The 20,050-nt window shown below is 68.7% G+C and carries 15 protein-coding genes; 2 read left to right on the top strand and 13 right to left on the bottom strand.

Annotated features, from left to right (window positions below; genetic code table 11):
• Positions 1 to 25: 25 nt before the first annotated feature.
• The 10 genes from ACK8HH_RS08745 to aspS all read right to left on the bottom strand — a co-directional run bounded on the left by ACK8HH_RS08745 (position 26) and on the right by aspS (position 12,585).
• Positions 26 to 559, bottom strand: a complete 534-nt coding sequence (locus ACK8HH_RS08745; protein ID WP_278127273.1) for a shikimate kinase — start codon at positions 557 to 559, stop codon at positions 26 to 28.
• On the bottom strand, positions 556 to 1,770 hold the full coding sequence (gene aroC / locus ACK8HH_RS08740; RefSeq protein ID WP_039866780.1) for a chorismate synthase: 1,215 nt from the start codon (positions 1,768 to 1,770) through the stop codon (positions 556 to 558). The genes ACK8HH_RS08745 and aroC overlap by 4 nt, the downstream gene beginning before the upstream one ends.
• 57 nt (positions 1,771 to 1,827) lie before the next feature.
• The gene (locus tag ACK8HH_RS08735; protein ID WP_278127272.1) at positions 1,828 to 2,211 is read right to left on the bottom strand and encodes a prepilin peptidase; all 384 of its coding nucleotides are present in this window, start codon (positions 2,209 to 2,211) and stop codon (positions 1,828 to 1,830) included.
• Between the two features lie 76 nt (positions 2,212 to 2,287).
• Entirely contained in the window at positions 2,288 to 3,133 is an 846-nt protein-coding gene (locus tag ACK8HH_RS08730; protein WP_006894793.1) for a shikimate dehydrogenase, read from the bottom strand.
• Positions 3,130 to 5,019 (bottom strand): endolytic transglycosylase MltG, encoded by a 1,890-nt coding sequence (mltG, locus tag ACK8HH_RS08725; protein WP_006894792.1) that lies wholly within the window; start codon positions 5,017 to 5,019, stop codon positions 3,130 to 3,132. Before mltG ends, ACK8HH_RS08730 begins: the two co-directional genes overlap by 4 nt.
• Positions 5,020 to 5,049: 30 nt before the next feature.
• Positions 5,050 to 5,478, bottom strand: coding sequence for a Holliday junction resolvase RuvX (gene ruvX / locus ACK8HH_RS08720; RefSeq protein ID WP_006894791.1), 429 nt, complete (start codon positions 5,476 to 5,478; stop codon positions 5,050 to 5,052).
• Entirely contained in the window at positions 5,475 to 8,156 is a 2,682-nt protein-coding gene (alaS, locus tag ACK8HH_RS08715) for an alanine--tRNA ligase (protein WP_045539257.1), read from the bottom strand. Before alaS ends, ruvX begins: the two co-directional genes overlap by 4 nt.
• A gap of 66 nt (positions 8,157 to 8,222) precedes the next feature.
• Positions 8,223 to 9,587, bottom strand: a complete 1,365-nt coding sequence (locus ACK8HH_RS08710; protein ID WP_062367520.1) for a replication-associated recombination protein A — start codon at positions 9,585 to 9,587, stop codon at positions 8,223 to 8,225.
• A 9-nt stretch (positions 9,588 to 9,596) separates the two neighbouring features.
• Positions 9,597 to 10,742: a phosphotransferase gene (locus ACK8HH_RS08705; RefSeq protein WP_412475693.1), complete on the bottom strand. Its 1,146-nt coding sequence runs from the start codon at positions 10,740 to 10,742 to the stop codon at positions 9,597 to 9,599.
• Between the two features lie 7 nt (positions 10,743 to 10,749).
• A complete protein-coding gene (aspS, locus tag ACK8HH_RS08700; protein ID WP_006894786.1) occupies positions 10,750 to 12,585 on the bottom strand; it encodes an aspartate--tRNA ligase in 1,836 nt (611 codons plus the stop codon).
• A 136-nt stretch (positions 12,586 to 12,721) separates the two neighbouring features.
• Here aspS and ACK8HH_RS08695 point away from each other — a divergent pair, with 136 nt between their 5' ends.
• A complete protein-coding gene (locus tag ACK8HH_RS08695; protein WP_045539259.1) occupies positions 12,722 to 13,594 on the top strand; it encodes a neutral zinc metallopeptidase in 873 nt (290 codons plus the stop codon).
• 10 nt (positions 13,595 to 13,604) lie between these two features.
• Here ACK8HH_RS08695 and hisS read toward each other — a convergent pair whose 3' ends face one another.
• A complete protein-coding gene (gene hisS, locus ACK8HH_RS08690) occupies positions 13,605 to 14,870 on the bottom strand; it encodes a histidine--tRNA ligase (protein ID WP_006894784.1) in 1,266 nt (421 codons plus the stop codon).
• Positions 14,867 to 15,550 carry an MBL fold metallo-hydrolase gene (locus ACK8HH_RS08685; protein WP_006894783.1) on the bottom strand — a complete coding sequence of 228 codons (684 nt, stop codon included), beginning with the start codon at positions 15,548 to 15,550 and terminating at the stop codon, positions 14,867 to 14,869. The genes hisS and ACK8HH_RS08685 overlap by 4 nt, the downstream gene beginning before the upstream one ends.
• 151 nt (positions 15,551 to 15,701) lie before the next feature.
• On the opposite strand from ACK8HH_RS08685, the gene ACK8HH_RS08680 reads away from it, so the two are divergent.
• Positions 15,702 to 16,631: a peptidylprolyl isomerase gene (locus tag ACK8HH_RS08680; RefSeq protein WP_006894782.1), complete on the top strand. Its 930-nt coding sequence runs from the start codon at positions 15,702 to 15,704 to the stop codon at positions 16,629 to 16,631.
• 1,123 nt (positions 16,632 to 17,754) lie between these two features.
• On the opposite strand, the gene ACK8HH_RS08675 is transcribed toward ACK8HH_RS08680, so the two are convergent.
• Entirely contained in the window at positions 17,755 to 20,049 is a 2,295-nt protein-coding gene (locus ACK8HH_RS08675; RefSeq protein WP_006898323.1) for a RelA/SpoT family protein, read from the bottom strand.
• Position 20,050: the final 1 nt, after the last annotated feature.

Genomic DNA, 20,050 nt, shown 5'->3' with positions numbered 1-20,050 from the left:
ATCTCCCATGTTCATTGGTCGGCGTTCATTGGTCGGCCCGCACCGCCTGCAGTCGGGCCCGGATGTCGTCGACGACAGTCTGCGGGTTCCGGGCCGCGTCCACCTCGACGGCCGCGACGGCGCGATAGGTCGGTTCTCGGCGCGACAGCAGGTCCGCATAGCGCCGACGTGGGTCGGGGTCGGCGAGCAACGGTCGGTCGGACGCCGCGACGCGCGCGAACCCGGTGTCGGGGCCGACCCTGAGATACACCACGGCGTGGCCGGCGAGCGCCTCGCGGATCGTGTCGGTCATCACCGCTCCTCCGCCCAGCGAGACCACACCGTCGAACCGGCCCAGAACGTCGGTGACGACCTCGGACTCCAGCCGGCGGAAGGCCGGTTCGCCGTCGGCGGCGAAGATGTCCGGGATGCTTCTGCCGGAGCGGCGTTCGAGTTCGTCGTCGGTGTCGCAGAAGGCGACGCCGAGAGCGTGGGCCAGTGCGCGGCCGACGGTCGACTTGCCCGCTCCCATCGGGCCGACGAGAACCGCGGCCGGACGGCCGGTGGCCTGTGCCGTCACGACTGCGGGTGCGGCGGACGGCTCTCGATCACGTCGAGGTAGCTGCGCAGGTTGGCGGCGGTCTCGGAGACCGAGTCGCCGCCGAACTTCTCCAGCGCCGCCTGTGCCAGCACCAGCGCGACCATCGCCTCGGCGACCACACCCGCGGCGGGCACGGCGCACACGTCGCTGCGCTGGTGGATGGCGGTGGCGGGCTCGCCCGTGGTCATGTCGACGGTCGACAGCGCCCGAGGGACCGTCGAGATCGGCTTCATCGCGGCCCGGACACGGACCGACTCGCCGTTGGTCATCCCGCCTTCCAGCCCGCCCGCACGATTGGTGGAGCGAAGCACCCCATCGGCTCCGGGGACCATCTCGTCGTGGGCCTGGCTGCCGCGACGCCGCGCCGTCTCGAAGCCGTCACCGACCTCGACGCCCTTGATGGCCTGGATGCCCATCAGGGCCGCGGCCAGCCGAGCATCGAGCCTTGTCTCGCCGCTGACGTGCGAGCCGAGTCCGATCGGGACACCAGTGGCGATCACCTCGACGACGCCGCCGAGCGTGTCGCCGTCGCGCTTGGCGGCCTCGATCTCGTCGATCATCGACTGCTCGGCGTCCTTGCCGAAGGCGCGGACCGGGCTCTCGTCGATCGCCGACAGATCGGCGGCGGTCGGCGCGGGACCGTCGTACGGCGTACTCGCACCGATCGAGACGACGTGCGAGACGATCTCGATGCCGAAGACCTGCCGCAGGAAGTTCCGGGCCACCGTGCCCGCGGTGACGCGCGCCGCCGTCTCCCGTGCGCTCGCCCGCTCCAGCACCGGACGGGCGTCGTCGAAGCCGTATTTCAGCATGCCGGAGTAGTCGGCGTGCCCGGGTCGCGGGCGGGTCAGCGCCGCATTGCGCGCGCTGCCCTCGAGTTCCTCGGCGTCGACCGGATCGGCCGACATCACCTGTTCCCACTTGGGCCACTCGGTGTTGCCGATCTCGACGGCCACCGGGCCGCCCATCGTCAGCCCGTGGCGGACTCCGCCGATCATCGTGACCTTGTCGGCCTCGAACTTCATACGGGCGCCGCGGCCGTAGCCCAGCCGGCGGCGGGCCAGTTGTTCGGCGATGTCGGACGAGGTGATCTCCACTCCGGCGACCATCCCCTCGACGAGGGCCACCAGGGCCGGGCCATGGGATTCTCCGGCAGTTATCCAGCGCAACACAATGGTCAATTGTTCCAGAAGGGTCCACCGGCGGCACAGGCAGGCACTCCGGACGGTTCCGCCGTCGCGCACCGGTCATGTCAGCAGCAGGAACAGGATGGTCGACGCCGCGAGTGCGGGCCCGTGCGGCAGGCTGGTCTTTCTGGCGACACCGCAGGTCACGAGGGAGATCACCGCCGCCGCCACCACGACGAGGCCGCTCACGATCGGTTCACCGACCAACGCGCCGCACGGCACGGCGAGCTTGACGTCGCCGCCACCGCAGTGTCCGCGCGCGAAGCCCAGCACATACGGCACGACGGCGACCGCCGCCGACGCTCCGACGACGGGCAGACACACCGCCACGGCGGCGGTGCCCACCATCGCCGGAACGACCACGGAGTTCGGGATGCGCCCGGTCCGGCGGTCGATCGCGGCGACGAGCAGAAGCCAGGCGGCTGCCAGAAGTTCGGGGACCATCGCTCGAGCGTCCTCGTCCCCTGTGGACCGCGACAATCACCCGATCCACAGGCCCCGACACCCGACCGGGGTCGACTCAGAGCGCCAGACCGACCGCCGCAGCCATGGCGGCCTTCGGGGCAGGTCTGCCGGTGAACTGCTCCACCTGGCTGTAGGCCTGGTTCAACAACATCACCAGTCCCCCGACCACGGTGCCGCCGGCGGCGGCCGTCGCGGCGGCGAGCGGCGTCGGCCACGGGTCGTAGATCACGTCGATCAGGCGCGGCGTGGCGGTCACCGCCGGAATCAGCGCCTCGGCGGCCGGCGCCGGCACTGTCGACACGGTGACGTCGGCGGCCGCGCACGCCTGACGCACCGTCGCGCCGCCGTCGAAGGGCACCACCTCCACCGACAGGCCGAGTTGCTCGGCGAGGTCGCACGCGCCGCGCGCCCGCTGGGCACTGCGTGCGACGATCGACACCGCTGAGACGCCGGCGTCGGCCAGCGCCGCTAGCGTCGGCAGAGCGGTTCCGCCCGCGCCTATCACCACGGCTCGCGATGCCCCGGCCGGGAGTCCGGCCGCTGCCAGCGCGCCGGTCATCCCGTCCACGTCGGTGCAGTCGGCCCGCCACCCGGCGTCGGTGCGCACCAGGGTGTTGGCCGATCCGATCAATTCGGCTCGGCGCGTCCGCTCGTCGGCGAAGGCCAGCGCCGCGAGCTTGCCGGGCATGGTCACCGAGAAACCGATCCATTCGGCACCCGCGCGGGAGACACGGTCGGGAAGCTGCTCCGCCGTGGTGTCGATGGCCTCGTACGTCCAGCCTCGCAGACCCAGCGCCCGGTAGGCCGCACGGTGCAGCGCCGGGGACTTGGAGTGCGCCACCGGCGAGCCGAGCACCGCGGCCTTGCGTGGTACGGGGTCCACGGGATTCTCGCCCGTCATTCGCAGCCGGTGGTCAGGAGCTTGTTCTTGCACGCCACCTGACGGTTCTTCTTGTGCTGGTCGAAGGTCTTCGAGAACAGCGTGGTGCCCTGCTTGTCGACGGTGACGAAGTACAGCCAGTCGCCGCTGGCGGGATTCAGCGTGGCGTGGAGCGCACGCTCACCGACCGCACCGATCGGTGTGATCGGCAAGCCCTCGTGCTGGTAGGTGTTCCAGGCGTTCTCGTCCTTGTAGACGTCACCGCGCACATCGACGTCCGTGACGGCCGCGGTGTAGTTGATCGTCGAATCCATCTCCAGCCGCTGTCCGGCCTTGAGCCGGTTCAAGATCACGCGGGCGACCTTGGGGAAGTCCTCGTCCTTGTTCGCCTCGCGTTCGACGATCGACGCCGTCACCAGGTTCTGGTAGGGCGTGAGTCCGGTGTTGTTGTCGGACTGCAGGCCCCATGCCGTGAAGCGCTTGTCGGAGTTGGTGATCAGGGTGTGCAGTATCTCCACGGCGGACATCCGCGGGTCGAGATCCTCCCACGCACCCGAGGCGATGAGCCCCTCGATCCGGCGATGGTCGTTGCCGAGCCGGTTGAACGCCTCGAGCGCCCACGACGGGATGCCGAGTTCGGTGGCGCTGGCGGTCGCGGCGGCCTCCATCAGCTGATCGACGGTGACCCCGTAGGTCTGATCGTCGGTCTTCACCGTCGTCGCGTCGGCGATCCGCTGGAAGATGCCCGGCGTCGTCTTGCCGTCGACGCCCTTCTTGGTATCGAGCTGCAGACCTTCGGGCACCACCATGAAACCGACGCGATTGTCGCTGCCCTGCATCTTCTGCACCGCCGCCTCGGCCGAGATGCCCTTGGGCAGTTTGTAGAAGCCCGCGGCGACGGTGTCGTTGCCGGTGGCGTTGACGAAGGCCTTGCGGCTGCCGACAACGCCGGCGTCGGTGAGAGTGTCGCCGATGTCACGCACCGTCGCATCGCTCTGGATCTCCACCAGCGCCGAGCCGTGCCCGGTGCTGCTGTCGTAGTCGGTGCTGGAGTCGAAGACGCCGAGCGCCTTCAGCGCGATGCCCGCCAGGACCAGGATGACCACGAGGAGGATCGCCAGAACGGCGACGACCACCTTGCGGTTGCGCTTGCGGGCGGGCATCGGACGATCGACGAGATCGGCGTCCTCATCGGCGGCGCCGGCCGGCGCATAGCCCGCCGCCGCGACGTCCTGGCCCACGGTGCCCGCGGCTCGAGGGTCCGCGGACGCGTACTCGGCAGGTGCATGGTCGGCCGGCGCATACTCAGCCGATGAATAGTCGGTCGGCGCATAGTCGGTGGCGGCGTACTCCGCCGGCGGCGCGTCGTACCGGGCGTGCGATCCGGTGGTCTCGCCCGGGGTGACGTCGTCCTGCGTGACATCCAGGATGTCGAAGAGACCGGTCGGCTCGGGTTGTTGCACCGGCTGAGCCTGTGGGACCTGAGTCTGTGGGACCTCGGTCTGGGGCACCTGAGTCTGCGGGACCTGAGTCTGCTGCTCCTGCGCGTGACGTGCCGGCGGGTTCACGATCGTCGGCGGTTCCGTCGAGTGCGGCGAGGTCCGCGGTTCGGTGAAGCTCAGCCCCTCCACCTCGGTCGGGCGGTACTGGACCTGGAAGTACGGCGACGGCTCGCCGGCAGGCGGCTCCGGGGTCCGGTACTCGATCGTCGGATCCGGCAGTGAATCCCCCACCCGGACGATCGGAATGCTGCCCGTCGTCGTCGGATCACCGGGCGCACGCCGGCGGCGATGCCGGTTGCCCGACTGTCCGGCGCCCATCGACTCCGCGAAGTAGCGGCGCCGGTCTCCGTCAGACGGCAATCGTCCGCCGGATCCTTCGCTGCGCGGGTCGTCCTGGTCAGACACTTGAGAGATTCCTCCTCGTCGGCTGGCGGCTCATCGTTGCGCGTCGAGCCATCCCTGAAGGATAGCGACAGCCGCAGCCTGATCCACGACGGCACGCGCGTCTTTCGCTTTCACTCCCGACGCACGCAGCGCAGCAGTCGCAGTGACTGTGGTGAGCCTCTCGTCGTAGAACTCGATCGCGACTCCGTCGGCTTCGGCCGCCAGTTGACGTCCGAAATACCGCGCGGCACGGACCGCCGGTCCCTCTTCGCCGCGCAGTGTCCGCGGCAGGCCGATCACCACGCCGATCGCCTCGTACTCGGCGATGATCTCCACGATCCGCGCCACGTCGGAACCGTCCTTGGCGCGCCGGACCGTCTCGACCGGGGTCGCCAGGATTCCGTCGGGGTCGCACACCGCGACCCCGACGCGCACGCTTCCCACGTCGATGGCGATGCGGCGTCCGCGAGGTGAGATCACCGGCCGCCGACGACCTCGCGCAGCCGCGCCAGAGCGGCGTCGATGCCCGCGGCGTCGGTGCCCGAGCCCTGTGCCAGGTCCGGCTTGCCGCCGCCCCGGCCCGACACCAGCGGTGCCAGTTCCTTCACGAGGTCGCCCGCCTTGACACCGGCCGCGCGCGCGGCGTCGGTGGTGCCGATCGCGAACGGGACCTTGCCGTCGGCCGACGAGAAGAGTGCGACAACCGCATTGCGGTCGGCGACGCGGCCACGGAGGTCGGTCACCAGTCCGCGCAGGCCGTTCGCGTCCACACCGTCCGCGACGCGGGCCGCCACGAGCAGCGTGTCACCGACGGTGACGGCCTCGTCGATCAGGCCCGCGACCGCTGCCCGGGACTGCTCCGCCCGCAGTGCCGCGACGGTCTTCTCGGCCTCCTTGAGCTTCAGGACCAACTGCTCGACCCGATCGGGCACCTCCTCGGAGGGCACCTTGAGGGACGCGGCCAGGCCGGCCATCAGGGCACGCTCCCGCGAGAGGTAGCGGAAGGAGTCCATGCCGACGTATGCCTCGACGCGGCGGGTGCCCGACCCGACCGACGACTCGCCGATCACCGTGATCGGACCGATCTGCGCCGAGCTCGCCACATGGGTGCCGCCGCAGAGTTCCATCGAGAACGGTCCGCCGATCTCGACCACCCGGACGCGGTCACCGTAGTTCTCGCCGAACAGCGCCATGGCACCCATCGCCTTGGCCTTCGCCAGATCGGTCTCGAAGGTGTTCACCGCGTAGTTGGCTTCCACCGCTTGGTTGGCGATCCGCTCGATCTCCTCGCGCTGAGCGTCCGTGAGCCCACTGCCTGCATGGAAGTCGAAACGCAGGTAACCCGGACGGTTCAGCGAACCGGCCTGGGTGGCGGTGGGGCCGAGGACCTCCCGCAGCGCGGCGTGCACCATGTGCGTCCCCGAATGCCCCTGAGTGGCGCCGTGACGCCAGCCCGCGTCCACCGCGGCGAGCACCTCGTCGCCCTCGACGATCTCGCCCTCGTCGACCACCACCCGGTGCAGCCACACCTTCTTGCCGACCTTCTGGACGTCTCGGACGGCCAGCCGCACACCGTCTCCGGTGGTGATCGTTCCCCGGTCGGCCATCTGGCCGCCCGACTCGGCGTAGAGGGGGCTGCGGTCGAGGATCAGTTCCAGTTCGGTGCCGGGGGCGGCGGACCGGACACGCTGTCCGTCGGCCACCAGGCCCAGCACGCGAGCCTCCGACACCAGTTCGTCGAAACCGGTGAACTCGGTGGGTCCGCGGTCGAGGAACTCGCGGTACACCGACTGGTCGGCGTGCGACGACTTGCGCGCACTCGCATCGGCCTTCGCGCGGCGGCGCTGCTCGCCCATCAGCTCGGAGAAGCCCTCGCGGTCCACCTCCAGACCCGCTTCGGCCGCCATCTCCAGGGTCAGGTCGATCGGGAAGCCGTAGGTGTCGTGGAGGGTGAAGGCGTCGCTGCCGCTGATCGAGGTGCTTCCGGCCCTCTTGGTGGCGTCGGCCGCCTCCGAGAACAGCTTGGAGCCCGCTGCCAGCGTCCGGGCGAAGGTGGTCTCCTCGGCCACCGCGACCGACAGGATGTGGGCCCGCTGCTGCTCCAATTCGGGGTACGACGGGCTCATCACATCGATCACTTCGGCGATGATCCGCTCCATCGTGGCCTCGCCGGCGCCGGTGGTGCCCGACCCCAGCAGCCGCATGGACCGCACGATGCGGCGCAGCAGTCGGCGCAGCACGTACCCGCGACCGTCGTTCGCGGGAACCACACCGTCGCCGATCAGCATCGCCGCGGTGCGGGCGTGGTCGGCGACCACGCGGAAGCGGACGTCGTCCTCGTGCTTGCCCGCTCCGTACTCGCGGCCGGTGAGGCGGGACGCGAGGTCGATGATCGGCTTGAGCAGGTCGGTCTCGTAAACGTTGTCGACGCCCTGCAGCAGGCAGGCGACCCGCTCGATGCCCATGCCGGTGTCGATGTTCTTCTTCGGCAGCGGGCCGAGGATCTCGTAGTCGTCCTTGCTGGTGCCCTCACCGCGTTCGTTCTGCATGAAGACGAGATTCCAGATCTCGATGTACCGGTCCTCGTCGGCCTCGGGACCGCCTTCGACGCCGTACTCGGGGCCGCGGTCGTAGAAGATCTCCGAACACGGACCGCACGGTCCGGGCACGCCCATCGACCAGTAGTTGTCGGCCATGCCGCGCCGCTGGATCCGTTCGGACGGCACGCCGATCTCGTCGCGCCAGATGCTCTCGGCCTCGTCGTCGTCGAGGTACACCGTCGGCCACAGCCTCGTCGGGTCGATGCCGTATCCGCCGTCCTCGACCGAATTGGTCAGCAGTTCCCAAGCGAACCGGATCGCCTCGCGCTTGAAGTAGTCGCCGAAGGAGAAGTTGCCCGCCATCTGGAAGAAGGTGTTGTGGCGGGTGGTGATCCCGACCTCTTCGATGTCGAGGGTGCGCACGCACTTCTGCACGCTCGTCGCGCGGGTGTACGGCGGTGTCTGGTCGCCGAGGAAGAAGGGCTTGAAAGGCACCATGCCGGCGTTGACGAACAGAAGGTTCGGATCGTCCAGGATCAGCGAGGCGCTCGGCACCTCGGTGTGTCCGGCGCGGATGAAGTGATCCAGGAATCGCTTCCGGATTTCATGCGTCTGCACTGCGGCGGTGTCCTTCGTAGAAGTCGGGCAGAGAATCAACAGTCGAGTTTACGCCCCACCGGCGCGTCACCTGCGGGAGCGCCCCCGGGAAGTGAGCCCGCGCACGATGGAGCGCAGACGACCCACGCGCGGGGCGAGTTCCCGTTCGAATCCGTGGTCGGTCGGCTCGTAGTAGTCGACGCCGACGAGCGCGTCCGGTGCGTACTGCTGCGCCAGCACCCCGTCGGGGTCGTCGTGCGGGAACCGGTATCCGATCGCGTTGCCCAACTTCTTGGCTCCCGCGTAATGACCGTCGCGCAGATGCGGCGGGACGGCGCCGGCCTTGCCCGCCGCCACATCGGTCATCGCCTTCCCCAGCGCCGAAGTCACCGCACCGGACTTCGGCGCGGTCGCCAGATGGATGGTGGCCTGGGCCAACGCGAGCTGCGCCTCGGGCATCCCGACCATCTGAACGACCTGCGCGGCGGCGACGGCCGCCTGCAGCGCCGTCGGGTCGGCCATGCCGATGTCCTCACTGGCGTGGATCATCAATCGCCGCGCGATGAACCGGGGATCCTCCCCCGCGGTGATCATCCTCGCCAGATAGTGCAGCGCGGCGTCGACATCCGATCCGCGGATCGACTTGATGAAGGCACTCGTGACGTCGTAGTGCTGATCGCCGTCGCGGTCGTAGCGGACCGCGGCCCGGTCGATGGCGGCTTCCACGTCGGCGACCTCGATCACATCGCCGGCCTCGGCCGCGTCCGCGCTCGCCTCCAGTGCGGTCAGCGCGCGCCGCGCGTCACCGCCCGCCACCGCGACCAGGTGGTCGAGCGCCTCGTCAGACAGTTCCACCGAGCCGTCGAGGCCGCGCGGATCGGCGACGGCCCGGCGCAGCACGGTCTTGACGTCGTCGTCGGTCAGCGATCGCAACTGGAGCACCAGCGACCGCGACAGCAGCGGCGCGACCACCGAGAACGACGGATTCTCCGTGGTCGCCGCCACCAGCAGCACGATCCGGTTCTCCACGGCGTCCAGGAGCGCGTCCTGCTGAGTCTTCGAGAACCGGTGGACCTCGTCGATGAACAGCACCGTCTGCTGTCCGTGCGCCAGCCGTCGCCGGGCCATGTCGATGACGGCACGGACTTCCTTGACACCCGACGAGAGTGCCGAGAGCGCCTCGAAACGACCGCCGGTGGCCTGGCTGATGAGCGAGGCCATCGTGGTCTTGCCGGTGCCGGGCGGACCGTAGAGCAGTACCGACGCGGCACCCGAACCGGCGATCAGCCGCCGCAGCGGCGAACGCCCGCCGAGCAGATGTTCCTGGCCGACGATCTCATCGAGCGACGCCGGACGCATCCGGACGGCGAGCGGCGGCGCGGGCCGACCGGCCGCACCGGACTCGACCGCGTCACCGGAATCGTCCGGTGTCCCGAACAGACCCTCGTCCACAGCTCCCGATCACCCGAACCAGTAGATCCGCAGGGCCTCTTGCATCCGGTCCGCGGCGTCGATGAACTCGCCGCCGACATCGTACGAGTCCCCCGAATCGGCGAGGTCGGCCCACCGGGACAGCACCACGCGCGCGTCCGTGGTGTGCAGCGCCCAGTCGTGTCCGCTGGAGTCGCCGCGGATGAGCCAGTAGGTGGACAGCCACACCCACAGCGCACGCGCGTGGAAGATCCGTTCGGCGAGGCCGCGATCGCTGATCGACGGCCACAGCGGCTTCACCTCGCCGCGCCAGGCGTCCGCGAGGGACTTCTCCAACTCGAGCCGCTCGGGCACCACATCGACGGCGAGCCGGGCCGGGAAGGTCGCGAGCGCGTACGCCACATCGAGTGCCGCATCGCGGAACTCGCCCCACTCGTAATCCATGAACTGGACGCCGTCACCGTTGATGAGAATGTTCTCCGGGCCGACGTCGGCCGGGCTGAACGCCCGAAAGTCCCCTTCCTCGAACAGCCGCAGGCTGTTCTCGAGCGTCTCGCGGGCGCCTGCCGGCAACTCGACGTCGATGCGTTCGAGAATCTGCTCATGCGCGTCCACCGAGGCCGCGGCCTCGTCGACGATGCCGCCGTCGGAGGCGAAGATGCGCGAGGCGGTGCCGCCGCGGTCCTTGCCGCTGATGTGCATCAGGGTGCGGAAGTCCTCTTCGCCCCCGAGAGTGGCGGCGTGCATCCGGCCGAGCGCCTGCCCCCACGCGCTCACACCCCGTTCCACCTCGTCGGCGTCGTTGGAGCCGAGCAGTTCCACCATCGGCCGGCCGTGGCCGAGGTCGGTGAGCACCAGAATGCGCGCCTCCAGTTCGGAGGCGAGGAGCTGGGGCCCGGGCCGCGAACGGGTGGGCAGCGCCGTGGCATAACGGTAGGACGCGATCTCGCGGAGCACCTGCGACGCGGGAGTCTGCTGGTCGAAGGCCTTGACGACGACGGTTCGGTCCAGCGACACCGGGTTGTCGAGCACGCGCGCCCGGATGACGGTGGACCGCCCGGTCCCGCCGAGGTCCTCGGGCCCGTCGAGCCGCACCGCGGTGCCCGCGCGCTTGGCGAGGACGCCTTCGGCGGCCTCCAGAACTGACGTGATCCGTTCGTCAGCGATTACAGTCATGGCTTCCTCAGGCTTCGGACGCCTTCGTTCCGGCGGCCGCACCGGCCTCGTCCACCTTCTTCTTGTCCGAGTTGTTCTCCGGCTTCTGCGGCTTCGCGTCGATGCCGGTCTCCTTGCGCTGCTCGGGAGTGATCGGCGCCGGAGCGTCGGTCAGCGGGTCGATGCCGCCTCCCGACTTCGGGAAGGCGATCACCTCGCGGATCGACGGCTCGCCGGCGAGCAGTGCGGTGATCCGGTCCCAGCCGAAGGCGATGCCGCCGTGCGGCGGCGCACCGTACGAGAAGGCGTCGAGCAGGAAGCCGAACTTCTCCTGCGCGTCCTCCTCGCTGATGCCCATGATCTTGAAGACACGCTCCTGCACATCGCGACGATGGATGCGGATCGAACCGCCGCCGATCTCGTTGCCGTTGCAGACGATGTCGTAGGCGTAGGCCAGCGCCTCGCCGGGGTTCGATTCGAGCAGATCCATCGACTCGGGCTTCGGTGAGGTGAAGGCGTGGTGGACGGCCGTCCACGCGCCCGTCCCCACCGCGACGTCGCCGGCGGCCGTGGCGTCGTCGGCCGGCTCGAACAGCGGGGCGTCGACGACCCAGGTGAACGCCCAGTCGCCGTCCTTGATGAGTCCGAGCTTCTCGGCGATCTCACCGCGGGCCGCGCCCAGCAGCGCCCGCGAGCTCTTGACCGCACCGGCCGCGAAGAAGACGCAGTCGCCCGGCTGGGCTCCGACGTGAGCCGCCAGACCTTCGCGCTCGGCGTCGGAGATGTTCTTCGAGACCGGTCCCGTGAGGCTGCCGTCCTCCTGGACCAGCACGTACGCCAGGCCGCGGGCGCCGCGCTGCTTGGCCCACTCCTGCCAGGCGTCGAGCTGCCTGCGCGGCTGCGACGCGCCGCCGGGCATCACCACGGCGCCGACGTACGGCGCCTGGAAGACGCGGAACGGGGTGTCGGCGAAGAACTCGGTGCACTCGACGAGTTCGATGTCGAAACGCAGATCGGGCTTGTCGCTGCCGAAGCGCCGCATGGCGTCCGCGTACGTCATCCGCGGGATCGGCGTGGTGATCTCGACGCCGATCAGCTTCCACAGCGCCGCGAGGATCTCCTCGGCGAGGGCGATCACGTCGTCCTCGTCGACGAAGCTCATCTCGATGTCGAGCTGGGTGAACTCCGGCTGCCGGTCGGCGCGGAAGTCCTCGTCCCGGTAGCAGCGTGCGATCTGGTAGTACCGCTCCATGCCTGCGACCATCAGCAACTGCTTGAACAGCTGCGGGCTCTGCGGCAGTGCGTAGAACGATCCCGGCTGCAGTCGCGCGGGCACGAGGAAGTCGCGGGCGCCCTCGGGTGTCGACCGGGTCAGCGTCGGCGTCTCGATCTCGACGAAGTCGTGCGCACCCAGCACCGACCGCGCCGCCGCACTCACCTGCGAGCGCAGCCGGATGGCCTTCGCCGGTCCCTCGCGGCGCAGATCGAGGTAGCGGTGGCGCAGTCGCGCCTCCTCGCCGGGCTGCTCGTCGAGCTGGAACGGGAGCGGAGCCGACTCGTTGAGGACCACGAGTTCGCGGGCGTTGATCTCGATCGCACCGGAGGCGAGCGAGGCGTTCTCGCTGCCTTCCGGCCGGACCTCCACCTCGCCGGTGACCTGGACGCAGTACTCGGCGCGCAGCCGATGAGCCGCTTCGGCGACCTGTTCGTCGCGGAAGACCACCTGCACCAGACCGGACGAGTCACGCAGATCGATGAAGACGACTCCACCGTGGTCGCGCCGGCGCGCCACCCATCCGACGACGGTGACGGTCTGCGAGGCGTCCTCACGACGCAACGATCCGGCGAAATGAGTGCGGAGCACTGGGTTCCTTCCTTCTGCGCAGCACAGAGCTGCCAGGGTTCACGCTGTTCCAGCCGATTCTACGGACCCCCACCGACAAAGCGACAGTCGCATCGACGTCACGGCCGGCCGCCGATGTCGCGGCTACTGTAAGCCCATGACGTTTCGAGGGAGCGGCCCGCTCGAGGGCGGGAATGTCAGCGCCGGCGGCTCGGGAGGAGGCGGCGGGCGCATGGTCGTCGGGGGCGCGGCCGGCATCGTCGTGGCGATCGTGGCGCTGCTGTTCGGTATCAACCCCGGGGACATTCTCGGCGGAGGCTCGGACTCGTCGTCGAACCAGCAGGTCGCCGGTTCGGGCGCCGGTTCGAACAACGCCGAGATGCAGCGCCATCTCGACAGTTGCACCGTCGAGATGGCCAACACCGACGACGCGTGCCGCATCAAAGCCACGACGATCAGCCTCGACAAAGTGTGGTCGAACCTGATGCGGGGCTACACCCAGCCCAAGACGGTGGTCTTCAGCGGCAGCGTGAACACGGCGTGCGGCGCCGCGTCGTCGGCGATGGGGCCGTTCTACTGTCCGGGCGACGAGACCGCCTACTTCGATCCGTCGTTCTTCGCCGACCTCAAGAGGATGGGCGGGTCCGACGGTCCGCTGGCCCAGGAGTACGTCGTCGCGCACGAGTTCGGCCATCACGTCGAGAACCTGACCGGCGTGCTGGCGAAGGGGCAACGCATGGGCAACGCCGGCTCGGTGCGCATCGAACTCCAGGCCGACTGCCTCGCGGGCGTGTGGGCACATCATGCCGACAAGGGTCCCGACGCAATGCTGGAACCGCTGTCCGACGAGCAGATCCAGACCGTGATCCAGAGCGCCAAGGCCATCGGCGACGACACCATCCAGGGCTCGCGCTCCAACCCGGAGAGCTGGACGCACGGTTCGGCGGCGCAGCGCGTCCGCTGGTTCAAGATCGGCTACGACGGCGGCGACGCCCGCCGGTGCGACACCTTCGCGACCAACGACCTCTGATCGCGCCGGCTCAGGCCAGCGCGGCGACCACCGACGCGACCGCGTCGTCCAGGCCGATCCGGCGCTGTTCGCCGTTCGACAGATCCTTGAGCTCGATCGTGCGCTCCTCGAGTTCGCGATCACCGAGAACCAGGGCGAGGCGGGCACCCGAGCGGTCGGCCGCCTTCATCGCGCCCTTCAGTCCGCGATCACCGTAGGCGAGGTCGACGCTGACGCCCGCGGCACGCAACTGCGCTGCGAGCGAGACCAGCTCACTCTTGGCCGCGGTTCCGAGGGGAACGCCGAATACCTGAACCCGGCCTTCGCCGGCCACCGAGACGCCTTCGGCCTCCAGCGCCAGCACCGTCCGGTCCACGCCGATCCCGAAACCGATGCCCGAGAGATCCTGCTTGCCTCCCACCTGACGCATCAGACCGTCGTAGCGCCCACCGCCGCCGATCCCCGACTGCGCGCCGAGACCGTCGTGGACGAACTCGAAGGTGGTCTTGGTGTAGTAGTCCAGCCCGCGCACCAGGCGCGGATTGATCACGTACTCGACGCCCAGCCGGTCGAGGTGACCCCGGACCTGCTCGAAGTGATCGCGTGCCGAGTCGCTCAGGTGGTCGAGCATCAGCGGTGCGCTCGCGGTCGCCTCCTTGATCTCCGGCCGCTTGTCGTCGAGCACGCGCAACGGATTGATCTCCGCTCTCGCGCGCGTCGCCTCGTCGAGGTCGAGACCGAACAGGAACTGCTGCAACGCTTCCCGGTACTGCGGGCGGCAGGTGTCGTCGCCCAGCGAAGTGAGTTCGAGTCGGTAGCCGGACAGACCGAGACGCTTGTATCCCTCGTCGGCCACCGCGATCACCTCGGCGTCGAGCGCGGGGTCGTCGACGCCGATGGCCTCGATCCCGACCTGCTGGAGCTGGCGGTAGCGGCCGGCCTGCGGCCGCTCATACCGGAAGAAGGGGCCCGCGTAGCAGAGCTTGACCGGGAGCTGGCCGCGATCGAGACCGTGCTGGATCACCGCGCGCATGACGCCCGCCGTGCCCTCCGGACGCAGCGTCACCGAGCGGCCGCCGCGATCGGCGAAGGTGTACATCTCCTTGCTGACGACGTCGGTCGACTCGCCGACGCCGCGGGCGAAGAGCGCGGTGTCCTCGAAGATCGGCAGTTCGATGTGCCCGTAGCCCGCGCGGTGCGCCGCGCCGGTCAGTGCGTTCCGTACCGCGAGGAAGTCCGCCGAGGCCGGCGGGAAGTAGTCGGGGATGCCTTTCGGCGCCGCAAATTCTCCACTCACAGTCCGAAACGTCCTTTCTTGTTCGCATCGGGAAGATCGAGCAGGAACGGGTTGGAGGCCCGCTCGGCTCCGATCGTGGTCTGGGGTCCGTGACCCGGGAGGATCACGACGTCGTCGCCGCGCACCATCAGCTTGTCCGCGATCGACTCGAGCAGCGTGCGGTGGCTGCCGCCGGGCAGGTCGGTCCGGCCGATCGACCCATTGAACAGTACGTCGCCGGAGAAGCAGACCTCACCCGAGTCCGGCGTCAGCAGCACACTGCCCAGCGAGTGCCCGGGCGCGTGGTCCACCGACCATCGGATTCCCGCCGCGTCCACGTCCTCGCCGTCGACGAACTCGATGACCTTCTCCGGTTCGTCGAAGGTCATGTCGCCGATCATCGACGAGAGCGCGCTGCCCAGGCCCATGCCGGGATCGGTCAGCATCGGGCGGTCGTCGGCGTGGATGTACACCGGGATCGAATACTCGTCGGCGAGTTCGGCGGCATTCCAGGTGTGGTCGAGATGACCGTGGGTCAGGAAGACGGCCACCGGCGTCAGGTCGTATTCGGCGAGCGCCGCGCGAACCTGGGGCGCCGCGTCCTGGCCCGGATCGATGATGACCGCGTCGCTGCCCCGGTCCTCGGCGACCAGATAGCAGTTGGTCTGGAACATGCCCGCGGGGAATCCGGCGATCAGCACGGTGGCACACCTCCTCGTCAACGCCCGGCGATCTGCAGGGCGACACGTCGGAGTCCATTGTCTCATCGGCCCCGAAGACCGCTGCGATAGCATGGGGCGCGCTGCCGTGACAGTGCTCAGTCCCACATGCCGCACAGGAGGTTCCACCAGCGTGTCGTCCAACGAAGAGCGTCGCGACGCTGCCCGCCGCAAGCTGGAAGAGCGGCTCGAGAGCGAGCGCCGTGCCGCACGGCAGCGGCGGATCACGATCATCTCAGTGTGCAGCGTGGTGGTGCTGGCCGCGGTCGCCGTCGGCGGCTACTTCTACTACCGGCATTGGGACGACCAGCGGCACACCGAATGCACGTACACCAAGACGCCCAACGATCTGGACCAGCAGCTCAAGTCGCTCGAAGAGCAGCTCAAGACCGCGCCGGCCGATCAGAAGGCCAAGGGCGAGCAGTACATCGCATTCATGCGCGAGGGTGCAGGCAAGCTGCGCACCTCCCCGATGCCGGAGAGCCGGACACTCAACACCGGCACCGTCGGATGGACGCTGGACACCAACCTCGGACAGGTGCCGATCACCCTGGACCGCTCCGAGGCGCCGTGCAATGTGAACGCGATCGTCTCGCTCTCCGACAACCACTACTACGACGGCACCGACTGCCACCGGCTCGCGCAGAGCGATCAGCTCCACATCCTGCAGTGCGGCGACCCGACGCGCACCGGCGCCGGCGCCCCCGGCTGGAGCAGTCCCGACGAGAACCCCACGAACCTCAAAGAGGGCGAGATCAGCCCGCAGATGTTGCAGATGGGCATGACTCCCCCGGTGGTCTACCCGCGCGGCACCGTCGCGATCGCGAACCGGAACGACGAACAGAACGGCGTCGCCAACACCGGCAGCGCCCAGTTCTTCATCGTGACCAAGGACACCCAGCTCACCCCGACCCTCGCCGTGGTCGGCAAGGTCGACGACGCAGGCATGAAGATCATCGACAAGGTGGTCGCGGGCGGCATCGATCCGGGTCCAATCGGCACCGACACCAACGGTTTCCCGAAGACCCCGCTGCAGATCAAGTCGACCTCGATCACCGAGTAGCCCGAGCAGAGTGCCCCTGCTCCCCGGCTCGTCGAGCCAGGGAGCGAAGCGGCACGGCGCATCGAGACACACCCGCGCGATCTCGATACGCTCCGTCGCTGCGCTCCTCCGCTACTCGAAAACCCTGTTATCCAGGCCCGTCGAGAAAGCCGAGGGAAGCAAAGCGACACGGGCACATCGAGACACACCCGCAATCTCGACACGCTCCGTCGCTGCCCTGCTACCCAGGCCAGTCGAGAAAGCCAAGAGAGCGAAGCGACACGGCGCATCGAGACACACGCACAACCTCGATACGCTCCGTCGCTCCGCTGCTACCCAGGCCGGTCGAGAAAGCCAAGAGAGCGAAGCGACACGGCGCATCGAGACACACACGCAATCTCGATACGCTCCGTCGCTCCGCTGCTACCCAGGCCAGTCGAGAAAGCCAAGAGAGCGAAGCGACACGGCGCATCGAGACACACACGCAATCTCGACACGCTCCGTCGCTGCCCTGCTACCCAGGCCAGTCGAGAAAGCCAAGAGAGCGAAGCGACACGGCGCATCGAGACACACGCACGCAATCTCGACACGCTCCGTCGCTGCGCTCCTCCGCTACTCGATGACCCTGTTATCCAGGCCGGTCGAGAAAGCCAAGAGAGCGAAGCGACACGGCGCATCGAGACACACGCACGCAATCTCGACACGCTCCGTCGCTACGCTCCTCCGCTACTCGATAACCCTGTTATCCAGGCCCGTCGAGAAAGCCAAGAGAGCGAAGCGACACGGCGCATCGAGACACACGCACGCAATCTCGACACGCTCCGTCGCTGCGCTCCTCCGCTACTCGATAACCCTGTTATCCAGGCCCGTCGAGAAAGCCAAGAGAGCGAAGCGACACGGCGCATCGAGACACACGCACGCAATCTCGACACGCTCCGTCGCTACGCTCCTCCGCTACTCGATGACCCTGTTATCCAGGCCGGTCGAGAAAGCCAAGAGAGCGAAGCGACACGGCGCATCGAGACACACGCACGCAATCTCGATACGCTCCGTCGCTGCGCTCCTCCGCTACTCGATGACCCTGAAGAGGCAGATAGCCCTGAACCAGGCCCGTCGCGCCCTCCGAACCCTCAAGGGGCGCGGGTCAGGCGGCGGACGTAACGCGGTAGACGTCGTAGACTCCCTCGACGTTGCGGACCACGTTCAGCACGTGGCCGAGATGCTTGGGGTCGCCCATCTCGAATGTGAACTTGCTGACCGCGACACGATCACGGTTGGTGGTGAGCGAGGCGGAGAGGATGTTGACGCGCTCGTCGGCGAGGACGCGGGTCACGTCGGAGAGCAGCCGGTGCCGATCGAGAGCCTCCACCTGGATCGCGACCAGGAACACTGAGGACGGGTTGGGCGCCCAACTCACCGGGACCAGGCGTTCGGGCTGCGACCGCAGGTCGTCGGCATTGGTGCAGTCGGAGCGGTGCACGCTGACGCCGCCGCCCCGGGTCACGAAGCCCAGGATCTCGTCGCCCGGCACCGGGGTGCAGCATTTGGCGAGCTTGACCAGCACGTTGTCGACGCCCTCGACCACGACGCCGCTGTCACCGCTCTGTCTGCTGCGGGTCGGCGACGACGGAGTAGCCCGGTTGGCGATCTCCTCTTCGGCCGCGTCGACGCCGCCGAGCATCGCCACCAGCCGATGCACCACCCGTCCCGCAGGTACGTGTCCCTCTCCGACCGCCGTGTACAGCGCATCGACGTCGTTGAAGCCGAACTCCTTGGCCAGCGCGTTGATCGACTCGCCCGAGACCAGCCGGTGCACGGGCAGACCGCCGCGGCGGACCTCCTTGACGATTGCGTCCTTGCCGGCTTCGAGTGCCTCCTCGCGGCGCTCCTTGGCGAACCATTGGCGGATCTTGGCCTTGGCGCGGGGCGAGACGACGAAGTTCTGCCAGTCCTTGCTCGGTCCGGCGTTCTCGGCCTTGGACGTGAACACCTCCACCACTTCGCCGTTCTCCAGCGCCCGCTCCAGCGCCACCAGTCGCCCGTTCACGCGGGCTCCGATGCACCGGTGGCCGACCTCGGTGTGGACCGCGTAGGCGAAGTCGATGGGCGTCGACCCCGCGGGGAGCGTGATCACGTCGCCCTTCGGGGTGAAGACGAAGATCTCCTTCACCGCGAGGTCGTAGCGCAGGGACTCGAGGAACTCCCCCGGGTCGGCCGCCTCCCGCTGCCAGTCGAGCAACTGCCGCATCCACGCCATGTCGTCGACCTCGGCGATGTCGGTCGCCTTGCGCCCCTTGCCCTTCCGGCCCTCCTTGTAGCGCCAGTGCGCGGCGATGCCGAACTCCGCGGTCCGGTGCATCTCGAAGGTGCGGATCTGCACCTCGAGCGGCTTGCCCTCGGGGCCGATCACCGTGGTGTGCAGCGACTGATACACGCCGAAGCTGGGTTGCGCGATGTAGTCCTTGAAGCGACCGGCCATCGGCTGCCAGAGCGAGTGGACCACGCCGATCGCGGCGTAGCAGTCGCGGACCTCGTCGCACAGGATGCGCATGCCGACGAGATCGTGGATGTCGTCGAAGTCCTTGCCCTTGACGATCATCTTCTGATAGATCGACCAGTAGTGCTTCGGCCGGCCTTCGACGGTGGCGGTGATGCGCGAGGCGCCGAGCGCGGTGTTGAGGTCGGAGCGCACGCGCGCGAGATAGGTGTCCCGGCTGGGTGCGCGGTCGGCGACGAGCCGGACGATCTCCTCGTACTTCTTCGGATGCAGAATCGCGAAGGCGAGATCCTCCAGTTCCCACTTCACGGTCGCCATGCCCAGCCGGTGCGCGAGCGGTGCGATCACCTCGAGGGTCTCGCGCGCCTTGCGGGCCTGCTTCTCGGGCGGGAGGAACCGCATGGTGCGCATGTTGTGGAGACGGTCGGCGACTTTGATGACCAGCACCCGCGGATCACGCGCCATCGCGATGATCATCTTGCGAATGGTCTCGGCCTCCGCCGCACTGCCGAGCGCCACCTTGTCGAGTTTGGTGACGCCGTCGACCAGATGCGCCACTTCGGCGCCGAAGTCCGCCTCGAGCTTCTCCAAGGAGTAGCTGGTGTCCTCGACCGTGTCGTGCAGCAGCGCCGCCACCAGCGTGGTGGTGTCCATGCCGAGGTCGGCGAGGATGGTGGCGACCGCCAGTGGATGCGTGATGTACGGGTCACCGGACTTGCGGAACTGGCCCGAGTGGGCCTCCTCCGCCACCGCATAGGCCTGCTGCAGGACGGCGACGTCGGCTTTCGGATACACCTCGCGGTGCAGACTCACGAGCGGTTCCAGGACCGGCGCGACCCCGCTGCGCGGCGGCGCCGTCATCCGCCGTGCCAAACGCGCTCGCACGCGGCGCGAACTCAGCGGTGAACCGTCGTCCGGGCGCTTGGTGTCGGGATCGCTCATA

The sequence above is a fragment of the Gordonia sp. LUNF6 genome (genome assembly GCF_047041125.1).
In the GTDB taxonomy this organism is placed as follows: domain Bacteria; phylum Actinomycetota; class Actinomycetes; order Mycobacteriales; family Mycobacteriaceae; genus Gordonia; species Gordonia sihwensis.
This window is presented reverse-complemented; position numbering and strand designations above follow the sequence as displayed.